Source organism: Acidobacteriota bacterium, from assembly GCA_016195325.1.
In the GTDB taxonomy this organism is placed as follows: domain Bacteria; phylum Acidobacteriota; class Polarisedimenticolia; order JACPZX01; family JACPZX01; genus JACPZX01.
The window spans coordinates 56,228-82,717 of record JACPZX010000075.1 but is presented as its reverse complement, the minus strand read 5'-3'; the positions used below and the strand labels follow the sequence as shown (position 1 = coordinate 82,717).

Annotated in this window: 25 protein-coding genes; 8 read left to right on the top strand and 17 right to left on the bottom strand. The window is 68.9% G+C overall.

The window, feature by feature from the left end; all coding sequences use genetic code 11:
• Positions 1-762, top strand: a 762-nt coding sequence (locus tag HY049_14035; GenBank protein MBI3450021.1) for an ABC transporter permease, incomplete at its 5' end; no start/stop codon positions are given.
• A gap of 641 nt (positions 763-1,403) precedes the next feature.
• Here the strand turns inward: HY049_14035 and HY049_14030 are convergent.
• From HY049_14030 to HY049_13950, 17 genes are all read right to left on the bottom strand, one after another.
• Positions 1,404-2,681 (bottom strand): ATP-binding protein, encoded by a 1,278-nt coding sequence (locus tag HY049_14030; protein MBI3450020.1) that lies wholly within the window; start codon positions 2,679-2,681, stop codon positions 1,404-1,406.
• Positions 2,682-2,844: 163 nt separating this feature from the next.
• Entirely contained in the window at positions 2,845-3,276 is a 432-nt protein-coding gene (locus HY049_14025) for a DUF420 domain-containing protein (protein ID MBI3450019.1), read from the bottom strand.
• Positions 3,277-3,280: 4 nt separating this feature from the next.
• Positions 3,281-3,943: an SCO family protein gene (locus HY049_14020; protein ID MBI3450018.1), complete on the bottom strand. Its 663-nt coding sequence runs from the start codon at positions 3,941-3,943 to the stop codon at positions 3,281-3,283.
• 38 nt (positions 3,944-3,981) lie between these two features.
• Positions 3,982-4,335 (bottom strand): cytochrome C oxidase subunit IV family protein, encoded by a 354-nt coding sequence (locus tag HY049_14015; GenBank protein MBI3450017.1) that lies wholly within the window; start codon positions 4,333-4,335, stop codon positions 3,982-3,984.
• Positions 4,336-4,390: 55 nt separating this feature from the next.
• Complete coding sequence (locus tag HY049_14010) at positions 4,391-4,981, bottom strand: cytochrome c oxidase subunit 3 (GenBank protein ID MBI3450016.1); 591 nt, start codon at positions 4,979-4,981, stop codon at positions 4,391-4,393.
• A 19-nt stretch (positions 4,982-5,000) separates the two neighbouring features.
• Positions 5,001-5,318, bottom strand: coding sequence for a hypothetical protein (locus HY049_14005; protein MBI3450015.1), 318 nt, complete (start codon positions 5,316-5,318; stop codon positions 5,001-5,003).
• A 29-nt stretch (positions 5,319-5,347) separates the two neighbouring features.
• Positions 5,348-6,007 carry a heme-copper oxidase subunit III gene (locus HY049_14000; protein ID MBI3450014.1) on the bottom strand — a complete coding sequence of 220 codons (660 nt, stop codon included), beginning with the start codon at positions 6,005-6,007 and terminating at the stop codon, positions 5,348-5,350.
• A 186-nt stretch (positions 6,008-6,193) separates the two neighbouring features.
• A complete protein-coding gene (gene cyoE / locus HY049_13995; GenBank protein ID MBI3450013.1) occupies positions 6,194-7,027 on the bottom strand; it encodes a protoheme IX farnesyltransferase in 834 nt (277 codons plus the stop codon).
• Positions 7,028-7,116: 89 nt separating this feature from the next.
• Positions 7,117-8,055 (bottom strand): COX15/CtaA family protein, encoded by a 939-nt coding sequence (locus HY049_13990; protein ID MBI3450012.1) that lies wholly within the window; start codon positions 8,053-8,055, stop codon positions 7,117-7,119.
• 4 nt (positions 8,056-8,059) lie between these two features.
• Positions 8,060-9,799 (bottom strand): cbb3-type cytochrome c oxidase subunit I, encoded by a 1,740-nt coding sequence (locus HY049_13985; GenBank protein ID MBI3450011.1) that lies wholly within the window; start codon positions 9,797-9,799, stop codon positions 8,060-8,062.
• Positions 9,796-10,473: a cytochrome c oxidase subunit II gene (gene coxB / locus HY049_13980; GenBank protein MBI3450010.1), complete on the bottom strand. Its 678-nt coding sequence runs from the start codon at positions 10,471-10,473 to the stop codon at positions 9,796-9,798. Before coxB ends, HY049_13985 begins: the two co-directional genes overlap by 4 nt.
• Before the next feature lie 159 nt (positions 10,474-10,632).
• Entirely contained in the window at positions 10,633-11,442 is an 810-nt protein-coding gene (locus tag HY049_13975; GenBank protein MBI3450009.1) for a hypothetical protein, read from the bottom strand.
• 152 nt (positions 11,443-11,594) lie between these two features.
• Complete coding sequence (locus tag HY049_13970; GenBank protein ID MBI3450008.1) at positions 11,595-12,836, bottom strand: ATP-binding protein; 1,242 nt, start codon at positions 12,834-12,836, stop codon at positions 11,595-11,597.
• A 23-nt stretch (positions 12,837-12,859) separates the two neighbouring features.
• Positions 12,860-14,191 (bottom strand): DUF2723 domain-containing protein, encoded by a 1,332-nt coding sequence (locus HY049_13965; GenBank protein ID MBI3450007.1) that lies wholly within the window; start codon positions 14,189-14,191, stop codon positions 12,860-12,862.
• 121 nt (positions 14,192-14,312) lie between these two features.
• Entirely contained in the window at positions 14,313-15,161 is an 849-nt protein-coding gene (locus HY049_13960; GenBank protein ID MBI3450006.1) for a (2Fe-2S)-binding protein, read from the bottom strand.
• Entirely contained in the window at positions 15,155-16,972 is a 1,818-nt protein-coding gene (locus HY049_13955; GenBank protein ID MBI3450005.1) for an NAD(P)H-dependent oxidoreductase subunit E, read from the bottom strand. The genes HY049_13960 and HY049_13955 overlap by 7 nt, the downstream gene beginning before the upstream one ends.
• Positions 16,973-18,883, bottom strand: coding sequence for a molybdopterin-dependent oxidoreductase (locus HY049_13950; protein MBI3450004.1), 1,911 nt, complete (start codon positions 18,881-18,883; stop codon positions 16,973-16,975). It abuts the gene before it with no gap.
• 147 nt (positions 18,884-19,030) lie between these two features.
• On the opposite strand from HY049_13950, the gene HY049_13945 reads away from it, so the two are divergent.
• The 7 genes from HY049_13945 (at position 19,031) to HY049_13915 (ending at position 26,489) form a co-directional block, all read left to right on the top strand.
• Complete coding sequence (locus HY049_13945) at positions 19,031-19,486, top strand: hypothetical protein (protein ID MBI3450003.1); 456 nt, start codon at positions 19,031-19,033, stop codon at positions 19,484-19,486.
• Positions 19,483-20,499 carry a hypothetical protein gene (locus HY049_13940; protein ID MBI3450002.1) on the top strand — a complete coding sequence of 339 codons (1,017 nt, stop codon included), beginning with the start codon at positions 19,483-19,485 and terminating at the stop codon, positions 20,497-20,499. Before HY049_13945 ends, HY049_13940 begins: the two co-directional genes overlap by 4 nt.
• A 26-nt stretch (positions 20,500-20,525) precedes the next feature.
• Positions 20,526-21,155, top strand: coding sequence for a hypothetical protein (locus tag HY049_13935; protein MBI3450001.1), 630 nt, complete (start codon positions 20,526-20,528; stop codon positions 21,153-21,155).
• The gene (locus HY049_13930; GenBank protein MBI3450000.1) at positions 21,113-21,949 is read left to right on the top strand and encodes a sigma-54-dependent Fis family transcriptional regulator; all 837 of its coding nucleotides are present in this window, start codon (positions 21,113-21,115) and stop codon (positions 21,947-21,949) included. Before HY049_13935 ends, HY049_13930 begins: the two co-directional genes overlap by 43 nt.
• A 211-nt stretch (positions 21,950-22,160) precedes the next feature.
• Positions 22,161-22,943: a hypothetical protein gene (locus HY049_13925; GenBank protein MBI3449999.1), complete on the top strand. Its 783-nt coding sequence runs from the start codon at positions 22,161-22,163 to the stop codon at positions 22,941-22,943.
• Position 22,944: 1 nt separating this feature from the next.
• Positions 22,945-24,906 (top strand): asparagine synthase (glutamine-hydrolyzing), encoded by a 1,962-nt coding sequence (gene asnB / locus HY049_13920; protein ID MBI3449998.1) that lies wholly within the window; start codon positions 22,945-22,947, stop codon positions 24,904-24,906.
• On the top strand, positions 24,903-26,489 hold the full coding sequence (locus HY049_13915) for a glycosyltransferase family 39 protein (protein ID MBI3449997.1): 1,587 nt from the start codon (positions 24,903-24,905) through the stop codon (positions 26,487-26,489). The genes asnB and HY049_13915 overlap by 4 nt, the downstream gene beginning before the upstream one ends.
• Position 26,490: the final 1 nt, after the last annotated feature.

Below are 26,490 nucleotides of genomic sequence, written 5' to 3'. Positions count from 1 at the left end.
TGCACCCTCGCCTGGCGAGAGGTGATCCGCTTCGTGAGGCAGCGCAGCCGCCTGACGGGGGCGCTCCTCCAGCCGCTCCTCTTCTGGGCTCTCCTCGGAGGCGGCTTCCGGGCGTCGTTCCGTGTCCCCGGCGGCGCGGAGGGGATGACGTACACCGAGTACTTCTACCCGGGGATCCTCTCTCTCGTCCTCCTCTTCACCGCGATCTTCTCGACGATCAGCGCGGTGGAGGACCGGCAGTCGGGGTTCCTCCAGGGTGTGCTCGTCGCGCCGATCCCCCGCTGGGCGATCGTGATGGGGCAGGCGCTCGGCTGCACGATTCTCGCCGTGGCGCAGGGGGTCATCCTGCTCGCCCTCGCGCCTCTCGCCGGGATCCCCCTGACGGTGGAGTCGGCGCTCGCCACCACCGCCGCGATGATCCTCGTCGCCTTCTGCGTCACGGGGCTGGGGCTGATCCTCGCGTGGCGCCTCGACTCGACGCAGGGGTTCCACGCGATCATGAACTTGATCCTGATGCCCCTGTGGCTCCTCTCCGGAGCCTTCTTCCCAGCCGAGGGGCTCCCCTTCTGGCTCGCGATCCTGGTGAAGGTGAACCCTCTCACCTACGGGATGGCCGCGCTGAGGCGGTGCCTCTACATGGCGCGGCCGGATCTCGTCGCGACGCTTCCGCCCCTGGGCCTCTCGATCGCGGCGACGGCGATCTTCTCGGCCTTGGGCTTCGCCGCCGCCGTCCACGCCGCGACGCGGAAGGGGCGGGGGTAGGAGCGCCCGCGTCCAGTGGGAGGCGAACGCCTACCTCGGGGGGAACCAAGTTCCGAGACGGGCTCGGAGACGATGGAATGATTCGTCTCGACATCGATTGACGCTCACCTTGCGGGCGATTCTCTCGTAGACTGCCGAAGACCGAGGCACTTTGGTCTCGAAGAGCGCTTGCTCCACCGCCCGCTTTGGATCGGGAGGCTTGACAACTTCTTCTGGCCACAAACCCTTTTCCCGAAGCCACACTCTGACTCCCGGTCGCCGGCCGCCCCAACCAAGTGCGGTACCCACGTGAGGAGAATCGCTCCACACCCACACTTCGAGTTCGGGGGCAATGACGACCACGTCAGCCCAAGCCTCCTGCCCTGCCCCTCGGAGACGTTCGCGGACTGCAGTCTCCAGGACACTCGCGTCCTGGCTTGGCGCGCCTTCCCAGGCCTGATCAAAGAGGACCAAGGCGTTGAGGTACGCACTGCGAAGCGGCCGCAAGAACTCGTGCCCCCGCTGAAAGCATCCCGGGTCCCGCTGCGGGTGAACAAACACGTCGAACGTAACAGTCCGCATTCCCATCGCTCGAGGGCGATCCAGCAGCGCTTGAATTGTCGCGGCCTGATTCCGGTCCGCGACTAGGCAAGCTAAGTCCTTCACCCGAGAACCCCACCGGCGAAGAGCGTGCCGAGATCGGCTTCGCCCTTCCAATCACGAAGGCGAGGGTGCAGGTCCCCCTGTACGATGTCCGTCGCGCCATCGGTGTCGCGGGCAAAGCAGAGGATATCGCCGGCCCTGGCGATGCTTACTGCAACCGGTGAGTGCGTGGCGCAGAGGATCTGAGCTCCGTACGCGCTGGAGAGTGATTGGATGATGGTCTCGACCGCACGTGGGTGAATTCCGTTCTCAGGTTCCTCGATGAGAAACACGCCTGTCACGTCCGGCGCGTACGCAAGAATGGTCAGCGCAAGAAGTCGGAGCGTGCCGTCCGAGACGAGCCACGACGGCGTTTCCAGTCCGTTCGAATGTTTGAGAACGACGTACCGATGTCGGTCCTCTTCGCGTGGACGAGTCGTGACTTCGACGAGTTGCGGAAGCGCCTGGCGAAGGTGCTGGACCCACTCGTGATGACGGTCCGAGTGCTTCTTTCGGAGTGCGTCAACCATCCACGGCAGGCCGGACCCATCCGGGAAGTAGGAATGAGCCCGACCAGGCGGGCTCGGTCGGCGCAGCGCGTCGCTGGAGAGCGCGACTCGCTGAATCCCGTCCACAAGCGCCTGCTTGAACCAAGTCGCGACGGGAAACTTCGCTTCGTCTTCCGGGAGGCTGGCCAAGGCCAACTTCGCTGGTCTCACTCGAAATGGGTTGTTCCAGCCCGAGGTCTCCGCACTGAATGTCACCTTGGAAGCGTCTTCCCCACGCGAGATCACTTTCTTCCAACCAGCCGGAGGCCGTTTCCTCGGAAGATGCACGATGTGATCCGGTGGATGCTCCGGGAGGGGAAACTGCATCTGACTTCTCGTCGTCTCTGTTCTCGGAGGATCGGGAAGCAGCCATACCGCTTCGTTCTCGATCCCCAAGTCGTCTCCGGCGACCACCGCGAGTTCATATCGCACCCGCGCGAAGCCGCCGTTGAGAAGACGGCCTTTTCGCTCCGGCGGAATCTCAGCCTCCACAGCAAGCTCGAACCGTTTCCCCTGTCGCATCCAGACCAACTGCCGAGCGTCCGGAGCGCGTTCGGGGATACTCAAGCGAGCGTCACCTTCAATAGCTCCGGGAAGACCGACGCGGACGAGATCACCGAGCAGCGAGACGACGTCGAGAAACGTGGATTTTCCGCTGGCGTTCGGTCCGACGAGGAGATGAAACGGGCGGACATCCTGGGCGACGTACCGGAGGGATCGGTAGTTCAACGCTTCGATTCTTGTGATCACTCGCCCTCTCCCGGAAGTGTGACCCGCTCCGGGCCATCAAGGTCACAGCGTGACCTCATTCTAGTGTCCCGCGACCTTCAGTTGGCACCCTTCGAATCGGTCTGGACTCGAGTCGACGCCGGCAAGACTCCGGCGAGCATGCAGGAACCTGGCTTGCACGCCCCTACCCCGCCGGCGGGTACAGGTGGTACAGCATCGCGTAGACGATCAGCCCCGTCACCGACACGTACATCCACAACGGAAGCGTGAAGTGTGCGATCGACTTGTGGCGATCGATCTGCCCCTTGAAGGCCCGGCGCATGGTGACGATCGCGAGCGGGACGATCGACGCGGCGAGGATGACGTGCGTGGTCAGGATGAAGAAGTAGACCGGGCGGATGATCCCGGTGCCGGGGAAGTGGGTGGACCCGGCGTGATAGTGGTAGACGACGTACGAGATCAGGAAGAGGATCGCGACGACGAAGGCCGAGAGCATGCAGGCGCGGTGGGCGGCGATCTTCTTCAGGCGGATGAAGGTGAACCCGGCCGTCAGGAGGACCAGGCTCGTCGCGTTGAGGGCCGCGTTCAGGTGAGGGAGGGCCGCGTAGGGGATCATCGCCTCAGGACCCCCCCGCCAGACCGTCGAGATCGGTGAGGACGCGGCGCACCGTCTCCTCCTCCGATCCCCGGTAGTACCCCCGGATCCTCCCCTTCCCGTCCACCAGCACCAGCCGATCGCTGTGCGTGATCAGCTCCCCCGGGGCGGCGGTCCCCTCGGGGGCCTTCGCCACGGCGAGGTGGAACCCGCGGCCGATCAGATCGTGGAGCTCGGGCCTCGGCCCGGTGAGGAAGATCCAGCGCGAACTGTCGGCGCCGTGATCCTTCGCGTAGGCGGCGAGGACTTCGGGGGTGTCGTAGTCGGGGTCGACGCTGAAGGAGACGAGGCGCACGTCGTCGCGCCCGCGGAGCGCCTTCTGGAGCGCGAGCATCCGCCCGCTGAGAAGCGGGCACACCCCCGTGCAGCGGGTGAAGACGAAGTCGGCGACCCAGATGCGGCCTGCGAGGGTCGCGTTCGTGACGGGGGCGCGGTCGGAGGCGGTCAGGGCGAAGGAGGGGACGGGATCGAAGAGCGGGAGCGCGGGGTCCTGCGACTCGGGGAACGGGTGGGGGCGCCGGGCGACGAGATCGCGGGCACCTATCGCGATGATGACCGCGAGGACGACGCCGACGCCGGCGAGGATCGCCCGCTCCGCGGGGCTCCTCCGCGGCTGGCCGCCGGCCATCGCTCAGCCGATCGAGGGCGCGCCCGCGCCCCGCGGGGTCACGGGTGCGTCGCCGCGGCCGGAGCGGGAGGGGCCGCGGGGTGCTTCACCTTGGCGGGGTCGGCATCGGGAAGGAGCATGAACATCAGGAAGACGCACAGCGCGATCGGCGTCGCCGCGATGACGGCGAGCGTGCGCTTCTCGAACTTGAGGTGCATGAAGTACATCGCGACGAGGATCGCCTTGGTGAAGGCGAGGGTCACCAGGATGGCGCCGATCGCCAGCCTCGAGATGGGCATGAAGACCATGACGACTTCGACCACCGTCAGGACGGCCAGCGCGACGAAGACCGCCATGTAGTTGGGTTCGGCGTGATCGGCGTGGGCCGCGCCACCTGCGTTGTGCTGCGTCATCTCTCGGAGTCCTTCCCGGCGGACCGCGCGGCCCGCCTCGCCAAGACGGAGAACGTCAGATCAGGTAGACGAAGGTGAAGACCAGGATCCAGATCAGATCGACGAAGTGCCAGTAGAGCCCCAGGACCTCGATGCCGTTGTAGGACGACTTCTCTCGCGCGGTCAGCATCAGCTGGGACGTCAGGTAGATGACCCCGGCGAGGACGTGGCAGCCGTGGAAGCCGGTCAGGATGAAGAACGTCGTCCCGAAGAGGGAGCTCCCCCACGGGTTTCCGCGAATCGTCATCCCCTCGTGGATGAGCCCCGTCCACTCGATCGCCTGCATCCCGAGGAAGATCGCGCCGCCGAGGATGGTGAGCCCGAGGAAGAGCTTGGTCTTCCCCGAGTCCCCCCTCTTCTTCGCGGAGAGGGCCTTCACCATCGTGACGCTGCTGCAGATGAGGATGAAGGTCATGAACGCCGTCGTCTGGATCCCGAGGACCTTCTTCGGGTCGGGCCAGTTGCCGCTCGAGTACCTGAGCGCCCCGTACCCGGCGAGCAGTCCGCCGAAGCTCATCGCGTCCGCCGCGAGGAAGATCCACATCCCCAGCTTCCCCCAGCTCTCGGGGGTGAGCGGCGATTCGGCCGGCTCCACCGCGTGTTCCATCGTCGCTGCCTGGCTCAAGTCAGACTCCTCCCGTCGCCTGTGGGTCGGCGGTCGTCGCTTGCGGATCGTCGGGGGTCGCGGCGGCGAGGCGCGCCGCGTTCCTCGCCTTCCGGTTCGAGAGCACGAGCCACCCCGCGGCCGAGAAGAAGACCGCGAAGGGCATGGAGACCATGAAGAGAACGCTGTGGGAGAGCCCCCGCGTCAGCGGGTCGTCCTGCCCCTCGACGGCGGTCCGGCACATCGCGCACCCCTGCGCGAGCGCGGGAGGAGCCGACAGGAGGACGGCCGCGGCAAGAAGGGCCGCCGCCGCGAAGCGCTTTCGAACTCGCAGGGTCATGATCGCGTCATCTCCGCCTCGTCACGAGGTCAGTAAAGGTACACCAGCGGGAAGAGGATCAGCCACAGCCCGCCCACGTAGAACCAGTAGATGGAGACCATGTCGATGGCGGCGGCGTTCGCCCCCGAGTACCGGGTGCGCCGCGCCCGCTGCTGGACCCACAGCAGCCAGAGGACCGCCCCGAGGACGTGCAGGCCGTGCACCCCGATGAGGGTGTAGAACGTCGCGCCGTAGACTCCCGTCGAGACGGTGAGCCCGTGGCGGACGAGCCTGATCCACTCCGACCCCTGCACCGCGAGGAAGAACATCCCGAGGAGCGTCGTGAGCGTGAGATAGCGCTCCAGCCGCCAGGGGCTCTTCCGCTTCAGCGCGGAGAGGGACATCGCCATCGTGACGCACGAGGTGACGAGGACCAGCGTGTTCGCCCAGGTCACCGCGATGGGAAGGCGCGGCAGGCCGATCGGCGGCCACGCCGTGCTCGCCCCGCGCAGCACCACGTAGGCCCCGATGAGCCCCGTGAAAAACATCGTCTCCGCGCCGAGGAGCATGACGATGGCAATGCGCGTGCTGGCGATCCCGGACCGCGGCGGCGACGGAGGTCCCCCGCCGAACGCCGTCGCCGGAGCCCCCGCCGCACCCGAAGGCAGTCCCCGGGCCGCTCCGCTCCGCGCCGCCGATCCCTGCGCCATGGCGAGAACTCGACGCCTCCTCCGCCCGAACCCCGGCGGCTCCGTTAGTCATGCCTGTGAAGCGCGATGTAGACGATGGTGAAGACCGCGAGGAAAGCCGCGACCGCGAGGAGAACCCGCCTCAGCCGCCGGTTTCTCGCCTCCGTCCCGTCGTAGGTCTGGCTTCCGGACATCGTCATGCGCCCCTCACCACCCGAGCGGCCCGCGCCCGAGGGGGATGCGATCGAGCGCCATCGCCGTCAGGACGACCGGGACGTAGTAGAACGTCGTGTGCAGCAGCCTCCGGGCCCCGGCCGGCGTTCCCGCGAGGGCCGCCCCCACCGCGTCGGCGAGGAACCACCCTCCCATCCCGAAGGCCACCGCGAAGTACATCCACCCCGCGAGGCCGATCAGTGTCGGGAGCATCCCCACGCCGAGGAGCGCGATCGCGTTGATCGCGATCTGGCGGCCCGTGCTCCGCCCGTCGGGCTCGACGGTCGGGAGGAGGCGCGTCCCCGCGCGCGCGTAGTCGTCGCGGTAGATCCAGCCGATGGCGAGGGAGTGAGGGAGCTGCCAGAAAAACATGATGCCGAACAGGACCGCGGCCCCCACGCCGAGGTGCCCCGTCGCCGCCGCCCATCCCGTGACGGGTGGGAGCGCGCCGGGAACGGCGCCGACCACGGTGCACAGGGCGCTCCGGCTCTTCATCGGGGTGTACGCGAAGAGATAGCTCAGGACGGTGAACGCCGTCACCGCCGCGCTCACCGGGCCGACGGCCGCGAGGAGGTAGACGAGCCCGAGGACGGTGACGATCGCCCCGAAGGCCAGCGCCTCGATCGGCTGAAGCCTTCCGTCGGGAAGCGGGCGGCGGCGCGTCCGCTCCATGCGGCCGTCCTCCACGCGCTCGAGGTACTGGTTGAGCGCGAGGGCGCCGGCCGCCGCGAGGCCCGTGCCGAAAAGGGTGTGGAAGAGCGCCGTCACGTCGGGAGAGGCTCCGGAGCCCATGTAGAAGCCCGCGGCCGTCGTGACCAGGATGAGCATCACGATGCGCGGCTTGGTCAGCTCGAGAAAGCTGGAGAGCGCGGAGGCGGCGCCGGCCGGACGGACCTCGACGGCGAGGCGAAGCAACGTCACGCCGTCACCTCGAAGGTCGCCGCGCTCTTCACCGGCAGAGGGCGCGTCGCGACGAGCCGGTGCGCGCGGAGCGTGATGAGAAAGCTCGTGCCGAGGATCGCCGCCCCGCCGAGGACGTGGGCGGTGGTCGGCAGGACCGCCTTCCCCGTCCAGATCGTGAGGGCGCCGAGAGTCCCCTGCGCGACGAGGAGGGTGGCCAGGAGGATCGCCGGCCGCCTCAGCAGCCCCTCACCCGCGTGCTCCCTGAGGATCCGCGAGACGGTCCAGACGACCATCGCGCTCACGATCAGCGCGCCCACCCGGTGCGCGAAGTGGATCTGCACCTTCGGATCCCCGAGCGGGGGCACCAGCCGGCCGACGGCCAGCGGGAAGTCGGGGATCGCGAGCCCCGCGCCGGTGTGGCGCATGACCGCGCCGAGGATGAGCTGGACGTAGACGGCCGCCGTCGTGGCGATCGCGAGGGCCTTGAGCGGGATGGCGGCCCTCTCGGGGGTCGCCCGCATCTTTCCCCACACGTCGCCGGTCACGACCGCGATCGAGATCGTCAGGCAGAGAAAGGCCTGCGCGAGGCAGGCGTGCGCGACGGAGACGGCCGGGGGGAGCTTCAGCAGCACCGTCAGCCCGCCGAGAAGCCCCTGGAGCACGACCGTGCCGAGAGCGCACGCGGCGAGGGTGCTGATCGGCGCGCGCCGTTTCCCGAGGGCCGTCCAGACGTACAGCGCGACGACCAGCGCTCCGACGGCCGCCGCCACCATCCGGTGGCCGTGCTCGAAGAGGACGCCTCCCTCCATCTTGGGGAAGACCATCCCGAACGAGAGGGGCCAGTCGGGGACGGCGAGCCCGGAGCCGGTGCTCGTGACGAGGCCGCCGACGAAGACCAGGACGAACGTCGCGCCCGAGAGGAAGACGGCGAAGCGGTGGAGCGCGGCGTTCATCTCGTCAGTGGGCGAGGCCCGAGGCCGGCCCCAGATCCCGATTCTGCGGGAGCCAGTCCTCGGTCACCAGCGGCGAGGAGTACTCGTACGGCCCGCGGAAGACGGTCGGGATGGCGTCGAAGTTGCCGTGCGGCGGCGGGGTCGCCGCGACCCATTCGAGGGTGTTCGCCTTCCACGGGTTCTGTTCGGCCTTCTTGCCCTTGTACAGGCTGTAGTAGTAGTTGAAGGCGAAGATGAACTGCGTCGCCCCGAGGCACAGCGCGTTCACCGTGATGAAGTGGTTCACCGGCTGGAGGGGCTTGAGGAAATCGTAGTACTCGGGGTTGAAGATGCGGCGCATGTGGCCGCCGATCCCCAGGATGTGCATCGGGAAAAAGGTGCCGTTGAAGAAGATGAACGTCAGGAAGAAGTGAATCTTGCCCAGCGTCTCGTTCATCATGCGGCCGTACATCTTGGGGAACCAGTACGTGATCCCGCCGAAGATCGCGAAGAGGCTGCCGCCGAACAGCACGTAGTGGATGTGCGCCACGATGAAGTAGGTGTCGTGAATGAAGATGTCGACCGGCGTCGAGGCCATGAAGATGCCCGACAGGCCGCCGATGAGGAACATCGACACGAACGCGAGGGCGTGGAGCATCGCCGTGGTGAAGCGTATCGAGCCGCCCCACAGCGTCCCGAGCCAGTTGAAGACCTTGATGGCGGACGGGACCCCGATGACCATCGTCGAGATCATGAACGACGTCCCGAGCGCCGGGCTCATCCCGCTCTGGAACATGTGGTGTCCCCACACGATCCAGCCCAGGAACGCGATGCCGATCATCGAGTAGGCCATCGCCTTGTAGCCGAAGATGGGCTTCCGGGAGAAGGTCGCGAGGAGGTCCGAGGCGATCCCCATGGCGGGGAGGATCATGATGTAGACCTCGGGGTGGCCGAAGAACCAGAAGAGGTGCTGCCAGAGAAGCGGCTGCCCTCCCCCCTTCGGGATGAAGAACGACGTCCCCGCCATCCGGTCCATCAGCAGCATCCCCAGGGCGGCGGTCAGCACGGGAAGGGCGAGGAGGAGAAGGATGGCGGTGATGAAAAGCGACCAGATGACGAGGGGCATCCGGAACCACGTCATCCCCGGCGCGCGCATGTTGATGATCGTCGTGATGTAGTTGATCGACCCCATCAGCGACGAGATGCCGAGGACGATGATGCTGATGCACCAGAGGTTCTGGCCCCAGTCGACGCCCGTGTACGCCGGGACCGCCGAGAGGGGCGCGTACGACGTCCACCCCCCCGACGCATGGCCGCCGGGGACGACGAACCCCGCGAGCATGAGGATGCCGGAGAGGAGCGCGACCCAGAACGAGAGCATGTTCAGGACCGGGAAGGCCATGTCGCGCGCGCCGATCATCAGCGGGATCAGGAAGTTTCCGAAGCACCCGACGAGGATCGGCATGACGACGAAGAAGATCATGATCGTCGCGTGCATCGTGAACGCGGTGTTGTAGAAGGCCGGGCTGATCGTCCCCTGCACCATGTAGGGCTCGGGGACCCATCCCATGCCCGGGATGACGCTCCCGGGCCAGGCGAGCTGCCAGCGGACGAGCATCGCCAGGCCGCCGCCGATGATCAGCATGAAGAGCGACACCGTGAGGAACTGCTTCCCGATCATCTTGTGATCCGTCGAGAAGAGGTACTTCCTCACGAACCCCGGCTCGTGATGCGCCTCCGCGTGCGCGGGCGCCGCCTCGGTCATGCTCCGCCTCCTTCAACGGGAAACGCCTTCTTCTCGGCCGCCCAGGCCTTGAAGCTCGCCGGGTCGTGCACCGTCAGGTACCCCAGCATGTTGCCGTGGCCGAAGCCGCAGAGCTCGGCGCACGGGATGTCGTACTTGCCGGGCTTCGTGGCCTCGAACCAGACCTCGATGTCGCGCCCGGGGACCGCGTCCTGCTTGAGCCGCGCGTTCGGAAGGAAGAACGAGTGGATGACGTCCTCGCTCGAGAGGATGACGCGCACGGGCTTGCCCGTCGGCACGTGAAGGCTGTTCTCGGCCTTCACGTCATCGGCGGTGCCGAGGACGCCGTCGAGGCCCGGGTACTGCATCACCCAGTTGAACTGCTTGCCCGTCACGCGGACGCGGATGTCGGTCTCGGGGAGCGTCTGGCGGATGTGGGCCCAGACGGAGCGGCTCATGAACCCGAGCATCACGAAGACCAGCGCGGGAACGATCGTCCAGATGATCTCGAGCGTGTTGTTCCCGTGCGAGTAGATCGCCCGCCGTCCCTCGCGATGCCGGTACTTCACGAGGAAATACAGCATGCAGAGCAGGACGCCGATGCAGGCGAAGCCGGTGATGTAGTAGATGAGGTAGAAGAGCCGGTCGACATCCGGGCCGTAGGTCGAGATGTCCTCAGGAAGCCATTGGGACACGGGTTTCCCTCTCGAAGCCGTTACGTTTCCGAGGAGTGGCGGTGCGCTGCGGCAGGGCGCGGGCCCAATCGAGCGGGGCGCACTTTAAACCGGCCGCCGGGAGGAGGTCAAGAACCGTCCCCCCGGCGGCGCGACAGGGCGCAGCTGCGTGGCTCCGGCTCAGGAGGCCTGGAGCGCGAAGTCGGCGGTCGCCGTCCCCTTGGCGTCGACCTTGATCGGCATGCTCTTCTCGCCGAAGCGGCCGTGCCACACCTTCAGCGTGTAGCTCCCCGGCGGGACGTCGCCGAGCGAAAACGATCCGTCCTCCTTCGTGATGGCGAAGTACGGGTGCGCCGCGACGAAGACCCACGCGCTCATCCACGAGTGGACGTCGCACTTCATGTGGACCGGGCCCGTCTCGGTGACCTTCTTCGGGGTCTTCTGCCCCTTCATCGGCTGCGCGATGTTGAAGAGCGTCTCCTCGCCGTGGTAGGCGTGGATGTTGTGGAGGATCGTGTCGGAGTTGACGACCTCGACCGTGCCCCCCGCCTGCACCGCCTGGATCTGCGGGATGTAGTGGCAGTCCTTCTGATCGATCGTGACCTTGTCGTTTCCGGCCCAGGCCTTCCCCTTCGAGATACCATCGATCCAGACGACCGCGTCGGCGAGCGATCCGCCCGCGCCCACACGGACGTCCTCCATCGTCTTCTCGTTGCCGCAGACGGCGGTGTCCTTGTTGACCTCGACCTTCTCGGGCTTCGGCACGTTTCCGGTGACGGTGACCTTCCCTGAAATCGTCCCGCCGTCGGCGACGGTCGTGGCTTCGTAGGCGCCCGCCTCACCGCCACCCGCCGCTTCCGCGGCAGGAGCGGCCGGCGCCGGCGCGGCTTCGGACTTCGTCTCCGCGGGGGGCGGAGGCGTCGAGCCGCCACAGGCGGCGAAGAGAACGAGGGCGACGAGAGCGGCTGCGGAACTGTACTTCTTGAGCATCTTCGGAAGTCCTCCTGGTGTGGCGCGGCCTGACGCGTCCGATCTCGAGCCTCAGGCTTTCGCGGACCGCGGGCCGTGCGATAGGAACAAGACAAAGGATGGCCGACGGACGGTACACAGCCGGAGGGGAGGGTGTCAAGGGGAGGGGGGAATCAGCAGACACGCCACCAAGGGACCGCCAGAACGTCGGGTGTCAGCCACTCGATCGAGGTTCCGCAATGCAGGAGGAGCCCCAACCTCGCCCGTGCGCCGTACTCGTGCCGGAACGCCCGGGGGTGCGCGACGTCCCCCAACCGCGGCCGGGTCGTCGCCTTGATCTCGATCGGGAGCACTCGATCGCCGTCTTCGATCACCAGGTCCACTTCTTCGCCGGAAGTGGTCCGCCAGTAGAGAATTTCGGCGCGCTTCGATCTCGCGTCCCGCCAGACGAGCAGATCGTGGAGCACGATGTTCTCGAGGTGGGCCCCCGTCGGCTCCGCGAGACCGGCGAGATAGAGCGCGAGGCCGACATCCCCCCAGTACAGCTTGGGAGACTTGACCAGGCGCTTCGTTCGGTTGACCGAGTACGCCGGCAACCGAACGAGGAGGTACGAGGCCTCGAGCAAGTTGAGGTAGCGGTGCACCGTGGGCTGGGCAAGCGCAAGATCGCGGGAGATCTCTGTCTGATTCGCGAGCTGACCGAGGCGCAGACATGTCGCGCGCATGAGCCGCCGGAAGTCCGGAAGGGCCGAGATCGAGGACAGCGCCTGGAGATCGCGCTCGAGGTACGTTCGGGTGTATCCATCGAACCAGATGGCGCGATCCTCCGCCTGCTTCATGTGCACGGCAGGCGTCGGGAACCCTCCGCGCCTCGCCAGGAGCCGCCAGTCCTCCGCGCCAGTGCGATCGGCGCGCAAGATCTTCGGCCACTCGGAGTCCTTGGCGGCGAGCAGCTCCTCCCACAGCCCGCACCGCCCACGCCCCCGCTGCTCGCGGCGCGTCATCGGCCACAGCGTCAGGTGGCTGGCGCGTCCGGCGAGCGACTCCGACACGCCGCGCATGAGCAGGAGGTTCGCCGACTCCGTCAGCAAGAACTGCCCCGGCCGACGTCGTCGATCGATCGCCCGCTTCACCGCGAGGAGCAACCCGGGCTCGCGCTGCACCTCGTCGAGGGTGAGGCGCGCGTGGCTGCCGATGAGCGCCTCGGGGTCATGAGCCGCCAGGTCGATGACGTCGAGATCGTCGAGCGACAGGTAGCGGCGCTTCCCCGGAGTCAGCCGCTCGACCAGCGTGCTCTTGCCGGTCTGCCGAGCGCCGGCGACCACGAGGGCCGGCATCGCTCTCAGCCGGGCCGCGAGCGCCGGAACGACATGTCGCGGGTATTCGTTTCTATTCACGGAGTGAATGATTTCCATTCACGACGTGAATGACATGGCGGTCACCCCCGGCTCTTCAGGCGAAAGACGGGCCCCGCCGGAACGATTTCGAACCGCCCGCGGAGCGCGTCCAGGTTGTAGTACGCGTCGGCGGCGGCGAGGAAGACCGGGCGGCCGAGGCGGGCGCGGGCCGACGCAAGCTGGAGCTGGCGCGATCGCGAGACGTAGAAGACCTCGACATCGGTCCGCTCTCGTTCGACGACCTGCACGTAGTCGAGGGGCTCGGCCAGGGTGTCGTCGGCGATGAGGAACGTCCGCTCGGGACATGCCGCGAGCGCTTCCTCGGCAAACCGGCGGGCGCCGTCGTCCCCGCGCTTGCCGGGATAAAGATGATAGAGGGCGGCGTCCCTTCCCGGGATGGAGCGCACGGCTCCGACCTCGGGGATCGAGCCGGCGGCGAGCGGGGCGAGGCGGTACATGATCGGTGGTGCGACTACGCAGCCCACGGCGAGGACCGCGACGGCGAGGCGACGAGACGAGGCCGTGCGCACCAGCATCGCGTCGAGCCCCGGGGCCGCCACAATCGCGACGACCAGATACGACGGCAGAAAGAAGGCGAAGCGATCCTGCGCCGGATAGCTGAACGCGAAGCCGGCGCTCGCGACGTAGATCAGGGCGAGGCCGGCGAGGAGATCGCGCCTCAGGCGCGCCGCACCGACGATCGCCGCGGCGAGGATCGCCACCGTCGGAAATTGGTACACGAGGTACCCCGCGAACCGCGCCGTGTCGGCGAGTTTCCCCGCGGGCGAGAGATACACCCCGAGGAGGCGCGACGCGAGGGCCGCCACACCTTCCACCCTCCCCGTCCCCGCGCGGAGCCAGAGGTACGGAGCGACGCCCAGCGCGAAACCGCAGGCCGCGGCGACGAGCCCGCCCCGCGACACGCGCTCGCGGCGATGCGCGGCGGCGAGGATCCACGCGATCCCCGGCACCCAGAGGAAGACGAGGTTGTGATTGTCGCCACCGAGCGCGCACCCGAGCCCCGTCCCGAAAAGGGCGACGTCGGACGGCGGGCGTTCGGCGCCGGCCTCGGCGGCCGCGCGCGTGACGACGTCGAGCAGCAGGAGCATCACGAGCGAGTTGAGGGCGTAGACCTCGGTGATGACGGCGTGGAGCCAGTACGTGTGCGACACGGCGAGGGCGAGGCAGGCGATCGACGCCGCGGCCTGCGAGGCGCCGAGCCGCCGCATGATTCTGAGGGTGGGTCCGAGGGCGAGCGCCGAGAGGATTGCCGACAGAAGATTGCACCCTCGCGCCGGATCCATCTTCGTGACCCAGAGGAAGCTCTGCGCGAGGAAGACCCACAGCGGATGCCCCGCTTCGTCGAAGCGCATCTCCCCTTCGAAGGCCATGCGCTGGAACCGCGCGGAGTCGCCCCAGAGGAGCCCGGGGGCGAGCGTCAGGTAGAAGAGGACGAAGGCGAGCGCGACGAGAAGGGCAGGATGGCGCGAGGCGTTACTCCCGGGCGGGCTTCCGGATCTGCACGAACTCCCACCCGAACCGCCCCTTGATGCAGAGATTTCCGTGCGTGACGCTGTCGTCGAGCGGCGAGGTCGCCTTCACGATGGTGTTGTCCTGCACGTGGAGCGTGAGCGTGCACCCCACGCCGCAGTACGGGCAGATCGTGTCGGTCTTCGTCTGCCGCGACTCGTCCCAGCGGCCTTCGGCGCGCATGTCGTGCTCGCTCTTCGCCATCAGCGCCCCCGTCGGGCAGACCCCCACGCAGTTCCCGCAGTAGACGCAGGCCGTCTCGGGGAGCGGGGCCGTGTACTCCGTCGCGATCGTCGCGCCAAAAGCCCGGCCGGCGACGGAGATGGCGAAGGTGTTCTGCGCCTGATCGCCGCAGGCGTCCACGCACCGGTAGCAGAGGACGCAGCGCCCGTAGTCGCGCACGTACAGGTTGTTGTCGACGATGGGGGCGTTCCGGGGGGGCGCCGACCCGAACCGCTCGGGGCGCGCGCCGTAGCGGTCGATCGCGGCCTTCAGCTCGGGCGCGGCGAGCGAGAGGTCGACGCTGCCGGCGAGGAGCTCGAGGATCAGGCGGCGGCTGTGCCGCACGCGCTCGCTCTCCGTCTGGACGACCATGCCGGCCTCGACCCGGCGCGAGCACGACGGGACGAGGACGCGCGCCCCCTGGAGCTCGACGACGCAGAGGCGGCAGGCGTTGATCGGATCGAGCGTCTCGAGGTAGCAGAGGGTCGGGATCTCGATCCCCTCACTCCGGCAGGCCTGCAGGATCGTGAGCCCCGCCGCCACCTCGACCTTCCGGCCGTCGAGCGTGAGCTCGACCGAATCGCTCACGATCTCCCCTTCGCCTGGAACAGGCCGAGCCTTCCAATCGACGATTGCACGGCGGCCGCGGCCGTCTGCCCCAGTCCGCAGATCGAGGCGTCGGTCATCGCGCGCGCGACGTCGGCGAGAAGGCCGATCTCGTCGCCCGTCGACCCATGCGGCCGGCGCGATCCGAGGCGCTTCAGAATCTCCTCCTGCCTCTCGGTCCCGATGCGGCACGGCACGCACTGGCCGCAGGACTCGTGCCGGAAGAACGACGCGATGCGCAGGACGATCTCCTCGAGATCGGCCTTCGCGTCGAAGACCATGATGACCCCCGAGCCGAGCGTCGTCCCGGCCGCCCGCGTCCCCTCGAACGTCAGCGGCATGTCCAGCTGGTCGGCGGTGACGAAGCTCCCCGCCGCGCCGCCGAGGAGGATCGCGGAGGGCTTCCCGCCCCCCGGGACGCCCCCCGCGAGATCGAGCAGGGATCGAAGCGTCGCCCCGAAGACGACCTCGTAGAGCCCCGGCCGCGCGACGGCTCCCGAAAGGCAGAAGAGCTTCGTGCCGGTGGAGCCGGGGGTGCCGTTCCTCGCGAAGGCCTCTCCCCCTTCGAGGACGATGTCGAGGACGTTGACGAAGGTCTCGACGTTGTTGATGAGGGTGGGCTTCCCGAAGAGCCCGGCCTCGACGGGAAACGGCGGCTTGTTCCGGGGCTCGCCGCGGAACCCCTCGATTGAATTGAAGAGGGCCGTCTCCTCTCCGCAGATGTAGGCGCCCCCCCCTCTTCGGATCTCGAGATTGAAGTCGATCCCCTTCCCCATGACGTCGGGGCCGAGGAGGCCGAAGCGCCGGCTCTCCGCGATCGCGGCCGCAAGGCGCCGCGCCGCCTCGGGGTACTCACCTCTTATATATATGTAGCCCTGCCGGCAGCCGGTCGCGATCGCCGCGATCGTCATCGCCTCGATGAGCGCGAAGGGGTCCTCCTCCATCAGGACGCGATCCTTGAAGGTGCCGGGCTCCGACTCGTCGGCGTTGCAGACGACGTAGTGCGGCCAAGCTTTTGCCTTCGCGACCGCCTCCCACTTGCGCCCCGTCGGGAACGCCGCGCCGCCGCGGCCGAGGAGCTTCGACGCGATCATCTCGCGGAGGACCGCGTCGGAGCCGAGCTCGATCGCGCGCACCAGGGCGGTCGCCCCGCCGTGCGCGCGGTAGCTCTCGAAGCTTCCCGGATCGACGAGGCCGGCGCGCCGGAGGAGGCGGAGCTTCGGATCGCGCGGGTCGCGCGCCTGCGGGGCGGCGGAGAGGCGCGGAGGCTCGGGCCTGCGCGCGGGTGTCAACAGATCTTTCGCCCTCGCCGGGGCGATGCCGGCCTCGCGCGGCTCCGCGCCCGCCACCTGCACCAGCGCCGCGGGGGCGCGCTCGCACGTGACGAGGCAGGGGCTTCGATGCCACGCGACGCCGCCGCCGGGTCCGCCGGGCTTCCCTTCGGGGCCGATCTCCTTTTCCATCGCCGCGCACAGCTCGAGCCCGCCGCGCGTGCGGCAGGCGATGTCGTCGCAGACGTGGATGGCGCCGCGCGGCCCGGGCTCGTGCGCGAGGAGGGCGTAGAAGCTGAGGACTCCGTACGCGTCGGCCGGCGCCACGTCGAGGCGCCCGCAGATCTCGTTCAGCGCCCCCGGGCTCACCCACCCGACGCGGCGCTGGACGGCGAGAAGCGCCGGAAGGAGAAGGTGCCGGCGCGAGCCGTCGGGGGGGGATGCCGCCCCCGAGGCGACGGCGGACTCGACCGCCGCCCGCTCGTCGGCGGTCGCGAAGGCGCCGGGGATCTTGTGAAGATCCAATCAGCGCCCCTGCGGCGAGGCCGCGAGCTTCTCGATGCGAATCGCCGTCGCCTTGAACTCGGCCGTCCCCGACTTCGGATCGGTCGCGTCGATCGTCAGGAGGTTGGTCGCGACGTCGTCGGGGAAGTGAAGCGTCATGAAGGCGAGGCCGGGGCGGAGCGTCTCATCGTAGCGGACCGGAACGACGACCGAGCCCCGCCGCGAGATCACGGTCACCGTCTCGCCGTCCCGGACGCCGTAGGACGCGCCGTCCTCCTCGTGCAGGTCGAGCGTCTCGCCGCGCCGGAGCGGCGACGTGTAGCCGCCGGTCTGCACGCCCGTGTTGAACGAGTCGAGACGCCTCCCTGTCGTGAGGCGGATCGGGTACTCCGCCGTGAGGGCGTCGACGGGAGGATCGTTCTCCACGGGGGAGAAGGGAGCGCGAGCTCCCTCGATCGGATTCTTCCAGAGGCGCCCGTGCAGGAAGATGTCTCCGGGGTGGTCCTCGGCGGGGCAGGGCCACTGGATGCCGCCGAGCGACTCGAGGCGCGCGTAGCTCATGCCGCGATGCCAGTCGGAGAGCGAGCGAAGCTCGTCCCAGACCTCCTCGGCCGAGGGGTGACCCCAGTCGCATTTCATCCGCCGCGCGATCTCGGAGAGGATCCACAGATCATCGCGGGCGTCGCCCGGGGGTTCGAGCGCTTTGCGCACGCGGCGCACGCGGCGCTCGCTGCTCGTCACCGTCCCGTCCGACTCGCACCACGACGCGGAGGCGGGGAGGACGACGCTCGCCAGCTCCGCCGTCTTCGTCATGAAGATCTCCTGCACCACGAGGGCGTCGAGGCCGGCGAGGAGGCGCGCGGCGCGGGAGCTCTCCGCCTCGGACTGCGCCGGGTTCTCGCCGATGAGGTAGAGCGCCCTCAGATCCCCGTGCTCCATCGCCTCGAACATCTGCGAGAGGTGCCATCCCTTCTTCGGCGGGACGGGCCGCCGCCACGTCGCCTCGAAGGGGGCGCGGCACTCGGCGAGCTCGAGATCCACGCCGCCGGGGAGGCGGTTCGGCAGGGCCCCCATGTCGCCACCCCCCTGCACGTTGTTCTGGCCGCGGAGCGGGTTGAGCCCCGATCCGAAGCGGCCGACGTGGCCGGTGAGAAGCGAGAGGTTGATGATGGCGAGGACGTTGTCCACCGCGTTGTGGTGCTCCGTGATCCCCAGCGTCCAGCAGATCTGCGCGCGCGGAGCCTTCGCGTAGGCGTGCGCCAGATCGCGGATCGTCGCGGCCGGGACGCGGGTGAGGCGCTCCCCTTCCGCGAGCGTGTACTTCTGCACGCCCGCGCGGTACGCCTCGATCCCCTCCGTCGCCCGGGCGATGAACTCGCGGTTCTCGAGCCCCTCGGCCAGGATCTCGCGCCCGATCGCGTTGGCGAGGGCGACGTCGGAGCCGACGTCGAGGCCGAGCCACACGTGCGCCCACCGGGCCGAGCTCGTCCTCCTCGGATCGATCGCGTAGAGACGCGCGCCGCCCCGCACCCCCTTCAACAGATGATGGAAGAAGATGGGGTGCGTCTCACGGGCGTTGCTCCCCCACAGGACGACGAGATCGGTCTCCTCGATCTCACGGTACGAGCTGGTCGCCCCTCCCGCGCCGAATACCGTCGTCAGACCGACGACGCTGGGCGCGTGTCAGGTCCGGTTGCAGCTGTCGATGTTGTTGCTGCCCACGACGGCCCGCGCGAACTTCTGGGCGAGGTAGTTCACCTCGTTCGTCGCCTTCGAGCAGCTGAAGAGGCCGAAGGCCGTCGGGCCCCGCGCGTCGACCGCCGCCGTGAACCCTGCGGCGGCGCGATCGAGTGCCTCGTCCCAGGTGGCGGGGCGAAGCGCTCCATTCTCGCGGACCTGCGGCTCTACCAGCCTCTCGTAGCGGTGTCTCATCGCCATCTCCTGAGCCGTCCCTCGCGCCCACGGGGCGCGAGCCGGCGGCGGCCAAGATTACCATTCGCGGTCCGCGATGGCCCTCCCCGCGGGGCGCGGCTATCCTTCGCCGGGATCCTGACGCACTCCGAACGCGAGGGCACCGCGGTGAACCCGCTCCGAATCGCACAGAGGTCGATCGCGATCCTGCTCGTGCTCGGCTCGGCGGGCGCGGCGACGGCCCCCGCGAGCCAGCCCGTGCCGAAGCTCGTCGAGCTGCCGCTGAAGCTCGAGACCAGGATCCCCGCGGTTCTCGAGGATCAGCTCGCGGACGTCGAGCGCGCCGCGTCCGCGCTCCCGGGCATGGATCGCAAGCGCGCGTACCTTCTCACGCTCCCGCTCCAGAACTACCTGGAGGACGTGGTCCTCTCCGGCGGACGCCCCGTGCTGGTCCACCCGCGCGCGCTGGCCTGGCTCATCGGACGGGAGGCCGCCCGGGGGACGCCCGCCAGGGACATCTCGCGCCTCCTCGTGACCTATTACCAGAAAGATCTCTTCAGGACGCTGGACATCGAGCCTCACGACGTCTCGGCGACGGAAGCCTCCAAGGGGGGAAATCCATGATGCGGCGGACGGCGATTCTCACGATGGTGCTCGCGCTCTTCGGGGTTCCCGCGGCCGCGGCCGACGAGGCTCGGGATCCCAACGCCCTGCCGGCCGCGACGTGGGGGGGAGAGGTCCGGCTCCACGCGGGCGGCATCAACGGCGACCCGGGCATCGGCGGGACGGGGGGGCCCTTCGACGCACGGTTCTCCCTCGACGCCCCACTGGCCCGGGGGCTGCGGCTCTTCGGAGAGGCCGGCACGGGGGGTTACCTCGGGGAGGATGAGGCGGGGGTGCACCAGCTCTATCTCTCGTACGAGCTCGGCGACGCGAGGCCGGTCAGCGTGCGCGCCGGATACATCCCGGTCCCGTTCGGCCGCTGGGACGCCGTCACGCTGAGCCGCCCCCTGATCAAGGACTACGAGTTCACCCTGGGAGCCGGCGATGCGTTCGTGCTTCGAAGAGCGAGCCCCGGCGTGGGGTTCCACGCCACCGCCGGGCTCTTCGAGACGGATCTGGCGCTCGTCGATCAGACCAGCACGCCGAGGTTCGGCGTCGAGCGAGGGGATGGCCGGGATGCCGCCGCGCGGTTCGGCCTCCGCGGCGGGGCGTTCTCCGCGGGCGTCAGCCTTCTCGAAGGGCTGAGGCCGGGGACCCCCGCGACGGCCGGCGGAGACGCCGAGGACATCCGGTCGCGGGGGATCGATCTCGAGTGGAGCCGCGGGCCGTTCAGCGTGGGGGGAGAGGCCGTCGTCGTCGATCTCGCCGGGAGCCGCAACGCCGGCTACTACGTGCAGGGAAGCTGGGACGCCTCCCCGCTCGTCCGCGGCCTGCGACTCTTCGGCAAGTACGACGTCTTCTCGACGAAGAACGGCGTTCCCGAGGAGAACTTCCGGCGGACGACGATCGGACTGCGGCAGGCGCTCCGGCGCGATCTCGACGTCGAGCTCGAGGCCGATCGCGATCGAGGAAACGCCGGCGCCACCGGCTTCGGCGGCACGCATCTCGTCTTCGGCGTGAGATACCGGTTCTAGGAGGACTCGCCGTTCACCGGCCCCCCGTGAAGCTCAGACATCGCATCGCGTGGTTCGTCATCCCGACGGTCGTCGTTCTCAGCGGGACGGCGGGGTGGTTCATCCTCTCGTCGATCGAGGCGTACCACGACGAGCAGGAGCGAGACTCGGTGCTCGGCCTCGCCCGCACGATCAGCCTCAGCCTGAGGCGCGAGCGGGATCTCTCGGACGCCCGGCGGCTTCACACCTTCATCGAGCAGCTCCGGGACAGCGATCCCCGGATTCTCGAGGCCACCGTCGTGGACGATCGTGGGGAGATCACCGGAGACCTGGACGCCTCGCGCGTCTACGGCGCGGCCACGGACGCCGACCTCCTCGCCGTCCTTCACGGCGGAGGCGCCGTCTCGCGCGCGACGCGACGCGGATCCTCCGCCTTCGAGGCGACGGTGCCGATCTTCTTCCCGGGCTCCGAAAAGCTCCTAGGCGTCTTCAGGCTCCGGTACGACACGTCGTCCACGCAGGCCATCCGCCAGACGGCGCGGCTGCGCATGCTCCTCGCCATCGCCGCCATCGCCGTGCTCCTGGTCGCCGGCCTGCGCGCCGCGCGGCGGCGAGCGACTCCACGGTCCTGGTCATGGGGGAGACGGGCGTGGGGAAGGATCTTTTCGCCCGCCTGATCCACCGGGAGAGCGCGAGGTCGGGGCAGCCGCTCATCACGGTGAACTGCGCGACGCTCCCCGAGAGCCTGATCGAGAGCGAGCTCTTCGGCCACAGGAAGGGGGCGTTCACGGGAGCCCTCGAGCACCGGGAGGGGGTCTTCGAGCTCGCCGACGGCGGCACTCTCTTCCTCGACGAGATCGCCGAGATTCCGGCCGCGCTGCAATCGAAGCTCCTGCGAGCCCTGCAGTTCGGCGAAGTGAAGAGGCTCGGCGACACGGTGAGCCGGACGACGGACGCGCGGGTGATCGGCGCGACATCCCGGGATCTGAAGGCCGAGATGGCGGCGGGCCGCTTCCGCGAGGACCTCTACTACCGACTGAACGTCCTCGAGCTGCGGATCCCTCCGCTCCGGGAGAGGCTCGAGGACATCCCGGCGCTCGTCGCGGCGATCCTGCGCCGCGCGCGGCGGCCGGAGGGCCCGAGGCGCCTGGGCCCGCGGTCCGTCGATCTCCTCATGAAGTACGACTGGCCCGGGAACGTCCGTCAGCTCGAGAACCTCCTCGAGCAATGCCAGGTCCTCTCCGACGACGTCGAGATCGACCTCGCGCAGACCCCGTTCGCCGCCGAGCTCGAGGAGAGCCTCTCTCGCGCCGGGACCCGGGTCGACGCGACCCTCGAGGAGATCGAGCGGCGCCACATCCAGTCCACCCTCGAGCGCCACCGGGGCAATCGGGCGAATGCGGCCCGCGAGCTGGGCGTCTCCGTCCGCGCCCTGTACTACAAGATCAAGTCGTTGGGCGTGAAGAGCTGACTGCAAGATCCGATGCGTGAAGCCGGGAATTGCAGTCAGGTCGCCGGCGCCGGCGCGCAGCCCGCGCATTCCCGGACGGCCGATTTCCGTGCCACGCTCCGCGAATGACAGCCCGGCGCAACTCCCGATCTTCGGTGGCAGCCCCCTTGCTATTCCCTCGAGCCGCCGGTCTACTGGGAGGGTGCGACGGATGAGAATCGAACCGTTCAGAATGCGTGCGACAATTCGGGCGTTTCTTCTCGTCCTGTGTCTCGCCGGCGCCGCAGGGAGCGGCATGGCGCAAACGCTCGAGACGGAGACAGCGCGGCTGCTGACGGCAGGCTCATGGAAGCTCGGGACCGCCTACGAGCGCCAGCACTCCTCGGACGGGACGGAGGGGGCATTCCCCTTCCTCGCCGAGTACGGAATCCGTGACAACCTGGAAATCGCCGTCGAGCCCGTGCCGTACACGGCCATCCGCCCTCACGCCGCGAGCGCCGCAACCGGAGCGGGCGACACCGAAGCCACGTTGACCTACCGTTTCCGGCAGGAGTCCAGGCGTCTCCCTGCGATGGCGGTTGCGGGCGAGGTGAAATTCGCCACCGCAGGAAACACCCAGATCGGCACGAAGCAGACCGATGACGCCGCCTACTTCATCGCCAGCAAACGATTCGGGAAGTTCGACACGCACCTGAACGTCGGTTACACCGTCGTCGGCGACCCGCCGGGAACGTATCTCAAGAACATCATCAACTTCGCCCTGGCCGGGGTGTATCGGCCGAGCCCGAACGTCGAGATCTTCGCCGAGATGCTCAGGAACACTTCCTCGCTCCCGCACGGCGAGACGGGCGATTCGAGCAAGAGCGTCATCCCGGAAGCATCCGGGGGGGAGACCGTGGGGACCCTCGGAGCGGGCAGGCGCCTTCGCGAGAACCTGCTTCTCTACATGGCGGTCAGCTACGACAACAACGGGGCGCTGCAGGTCCGACCCGGATTGACGTTTCGGATCCACTGACATGTGCGGGCTGGCCGGGATCGTCGGGCGCGCGGGAAAAGACGCGGCGAGATCCGCGAAAGTTCGCAGGATGGCGGCGACGCTGTATCACCGCGGCCCCGACGGCGCGGGGCACGCGGCGCTCGACGGCTGCGACCTCGGGTTCCGGCGCCTCGCGATCGTGGATGTCTTCGCCCCTGCCCCACCCTTCTCGAACGAGGACGGATCGATTTGGTCCGTCTGCAACGGCGAGATCTACAACGCCGCGGAGCTGCGCCTCCGCCTCGAGGCGCGCGGCCACGCGTTCCGCACGCACGTCGACACCGAGGTCATCCCCCATCTCTACGAGGAGCGGGGGGCCGATCTCGTCCAGGATCTCGACGGGATGTTCGCGTTCGCCGTGTGGGATCAGCCGCGCCAGAGGCTCACGCTGGGGCGCGACCGGGCGGGAGAGAAGCCGATGTTCTACTGGCGCGGCGACGACGAGCTGGTCTTCGCGTCCGAGCTGCGCTCGATCCTCTCCCATCCGGCGGTGCGGCCGTCGCTCGATCCCGTCGCGCTGCGGAGATACCTCCTCCACGACTACTTCCCCGCCCCGCTGACTCCGCTGCGGGGGGTGCGCAAGCTGCCGGCGGCGCACGTCATGACCTTCGAGGCCGGGAAGGAATCGCTCCGGCGATACTGGGATCTGGCGGATCACTTCGACCCGAGGCCTCCCGCGCCGCGCCGCCCCGCCGCCGCGGCCGAGCGGCTCGACGGTCTCGTCGCGCAGGCGGTCTCGAGCCGGGCCGTGAGCGACGCGCCGGTCGGGGTCTTTCTCTCGGGGGGGCTCGACTCGTCCTTGATTCTCGCCCACCTCACCGCGCAGCGGGGGCGCGGCGTCCCGGTCTTCTCGCTGGGGCATGCCGACCGGTCAGCCGACGAGTCGCATCTCGCGCGCCGGACCGCGGAGGAGCTCGGGGCCGACTACGACGAGCTGATCCTGACGGCGGCCGATCTCGAGGAGGGACTCCGGCAGGTGGGCGAGTCGATGGACGAGCCGCTCGGCGATTCATCGTGCATTCCGACGTACCTCCTCGCCTCCCGAGCCCGGCGCAAGGTGAAGGTCGTCCTCTCGGGCGAGGGGGGCGACGAGCTCTTCGCCGGATACCCCACCTATCCGGGCGCGCGGATGGCGCGTCTATTCCGGAGGCTCCCGCGCACCTTCCGGAGGAATCTGGGCGACAGGCTTCGCGCGCTTCTCCCGCCAGGTGAGGGAGACGTCGGGCCGGCCTACCTCCTCGCCCGATTCCTCCGCGGCGCGGAGCGAAGCGGCGTGGAAGGTCATCACGCGTGGTTCGGGAGCTTCGCCCCGGAGACCCATGCGCGCCTCCTCGCCCCCGACGTGGCGAGAGCGCTGGTGGTCGACGATCCGTTCACGGCCGCGCGCGTCACCGTCGAGAGCCGGAGATTCCCCGACGCTCTCGCCGAGCTCCTCTACACCGACTTCGCGATGTACCTGCAGGACGGGCTCCTCACCAAGGTCGATCGGATGACGATGCTCGCGTCCCTGGAGGCGCGGGCCCCCTACCTCGATCACCGGCTCGCCGAGTTCGCCGCCGGGCTGCCGTCGAGCGTGAAGCTCCGCGGATTCCGAACGAAGTGGATCCTGAGGCGCGCGGCCCGCGGCCGGGTCCCCCGGTCGGTGCTCACGCGCCGCAAGCGCGGGTTCAACATCCCCTTCTCGCGGTGGCTGCTCGACGGCCTGGGCCTGCGGCTCAGAGCCCGCTTCTCGGAGGAGCGGGTGCGCGCGAGGGGGATCTTCGCGAGCGCCGGCATCGCGACGCTCATCGACGACCACCTCGCCCGAAGGGCCGACAACCGCAAGCCCCTCTACAACCTCCTCGCGCTCGATCTCTGGTGCGATCGCGTGTGGGGCGAGGGAGCCGCGGTCCCCCTCGCGGCGATGCACGCGGGGCGAGCCGCCGAGCTCTGCACGGCATGATCACCCGGGGCCGCCTCCTTCTCGCCCTCGCGGCGATCGTCTTCATCTGGAACACGTGGGGATACGACCTCTGGGCCCCCGACGAGCCCTACTTCGCCGAGGGAGCGCGCGAGATGGTCGTGGACGGCCACTGGGCGGTCCCTCACGTGAACGGCGTCGTGACGCCCGACAAGCCTCCCCTCTTCTTCTGGCTCATCGCGCTCCTGTCGCTCCCCCTCGGACACATCTCGTCCTTCAGCGCACGACTTCCCTCCGCGGCGGCGGCCGTGATCTCCGTCGCGCTCACGATGCGCCTCGCGCGGCGGCTGGCAGGTGAGACCGCGGGGTCTCTCGCGGGCCTCGTGTTGATGACGACGTACATGGTCTGGGAAAAGGCCCGGACGGCCCAGATCGACTCGCTCCTGTGCTGCCTCGAGCTCGTCGCCCTCTCCGCGTTCGAGAGCCTGAGGTCCGGCGCGAGGCGCCCGCGTCTCACCGCGATCGTCCTCTGGACGGCCTGCGCCCTGGCGGTCATCGCCAAGGGGCCCGTGGGTTTGATCGTCCCTGGGGGGATCGGGATCGCGACGCTGGCGATGGACGGCGGCCTCGGGACGTGGAGGCGCTACGCGCCGGCCGCGGGGTCGGCGATCTTCGCGCTGATCGTCGGCGCCTGGGCGATCGGGGCGACGCTGGGGGGCGACGGTGAGTACTCGGTGTGGGGGGCGTTCAAGCAGCACGCGCTCGGCCGCGCCATCTTCGGCATGCACCACGTGCAGCCCCCGTGGTACTTCCTGGAGGTGATGCCGTTCCAGCTCTTCCCCTGGACTCTGCTCCTCCCCGCGGCGCTGTACGATCTCTGGCGGCGCCGCTCCGCCGACAGCCGGTTCCTCCTCGCGTGGATCGCGTTCCCGTTCCTCTTCTTCAGCGCCGTCACCGAGAAACGGGAGCTCTATCTCCTCCCCCTGTGCCCCGCGGTGGCGATTCTCGTCGCGCGCTTCCTGACCTCACTTCCCTCGGAACGGTGGACGCTCACTGCGCTCCGCGCGACCTGCGCGCTGATCATCGCGGTGGGAGCCGCCCTGCCGTTCGCGGTGCGGGGGTATCCGGTCGTTCCCATGCCCGTCGCGACCGCCCTCGCGATGGGCCTGGTCATGACCGGGCTCGTCACGGCGTGGCGGTCGACGCGCGCGGGCCTCCTCCCGTCGGTGCGGGCTCTCGCGACGGGAACGCTCCTGGTGTACCTGCTCGTCGCCACGGCGGCCCTCCCGTCGCTCCAGGGGATCAAGTCGGTCGAGCCGTTCGCCGCCAGGTTCAAGGAGCTGACGGCGGCCGCGAGGAAGCGGGGGGATCCGGTGCTGGCCTTCCGGATAGGCAACCTCTCGGACGCGATCGCCTTCTTCACCAACGGCGTCTACGTCCGCGAGGCGACGCTCTTCGACCTGGAGCTTCACCTGGGTCGGGCCGACCCGACCTTCGCGCTCGCCGACGCGGGGGAGATCCCCCACATCCGGCCCGCGATCCGCGATCGCCTCACCATCGTGGAATCGGCGACGTTCGGCCCGACCCGGCTCGTCCTCGTCACCAACCAGAGGCCGGCGATGTAGA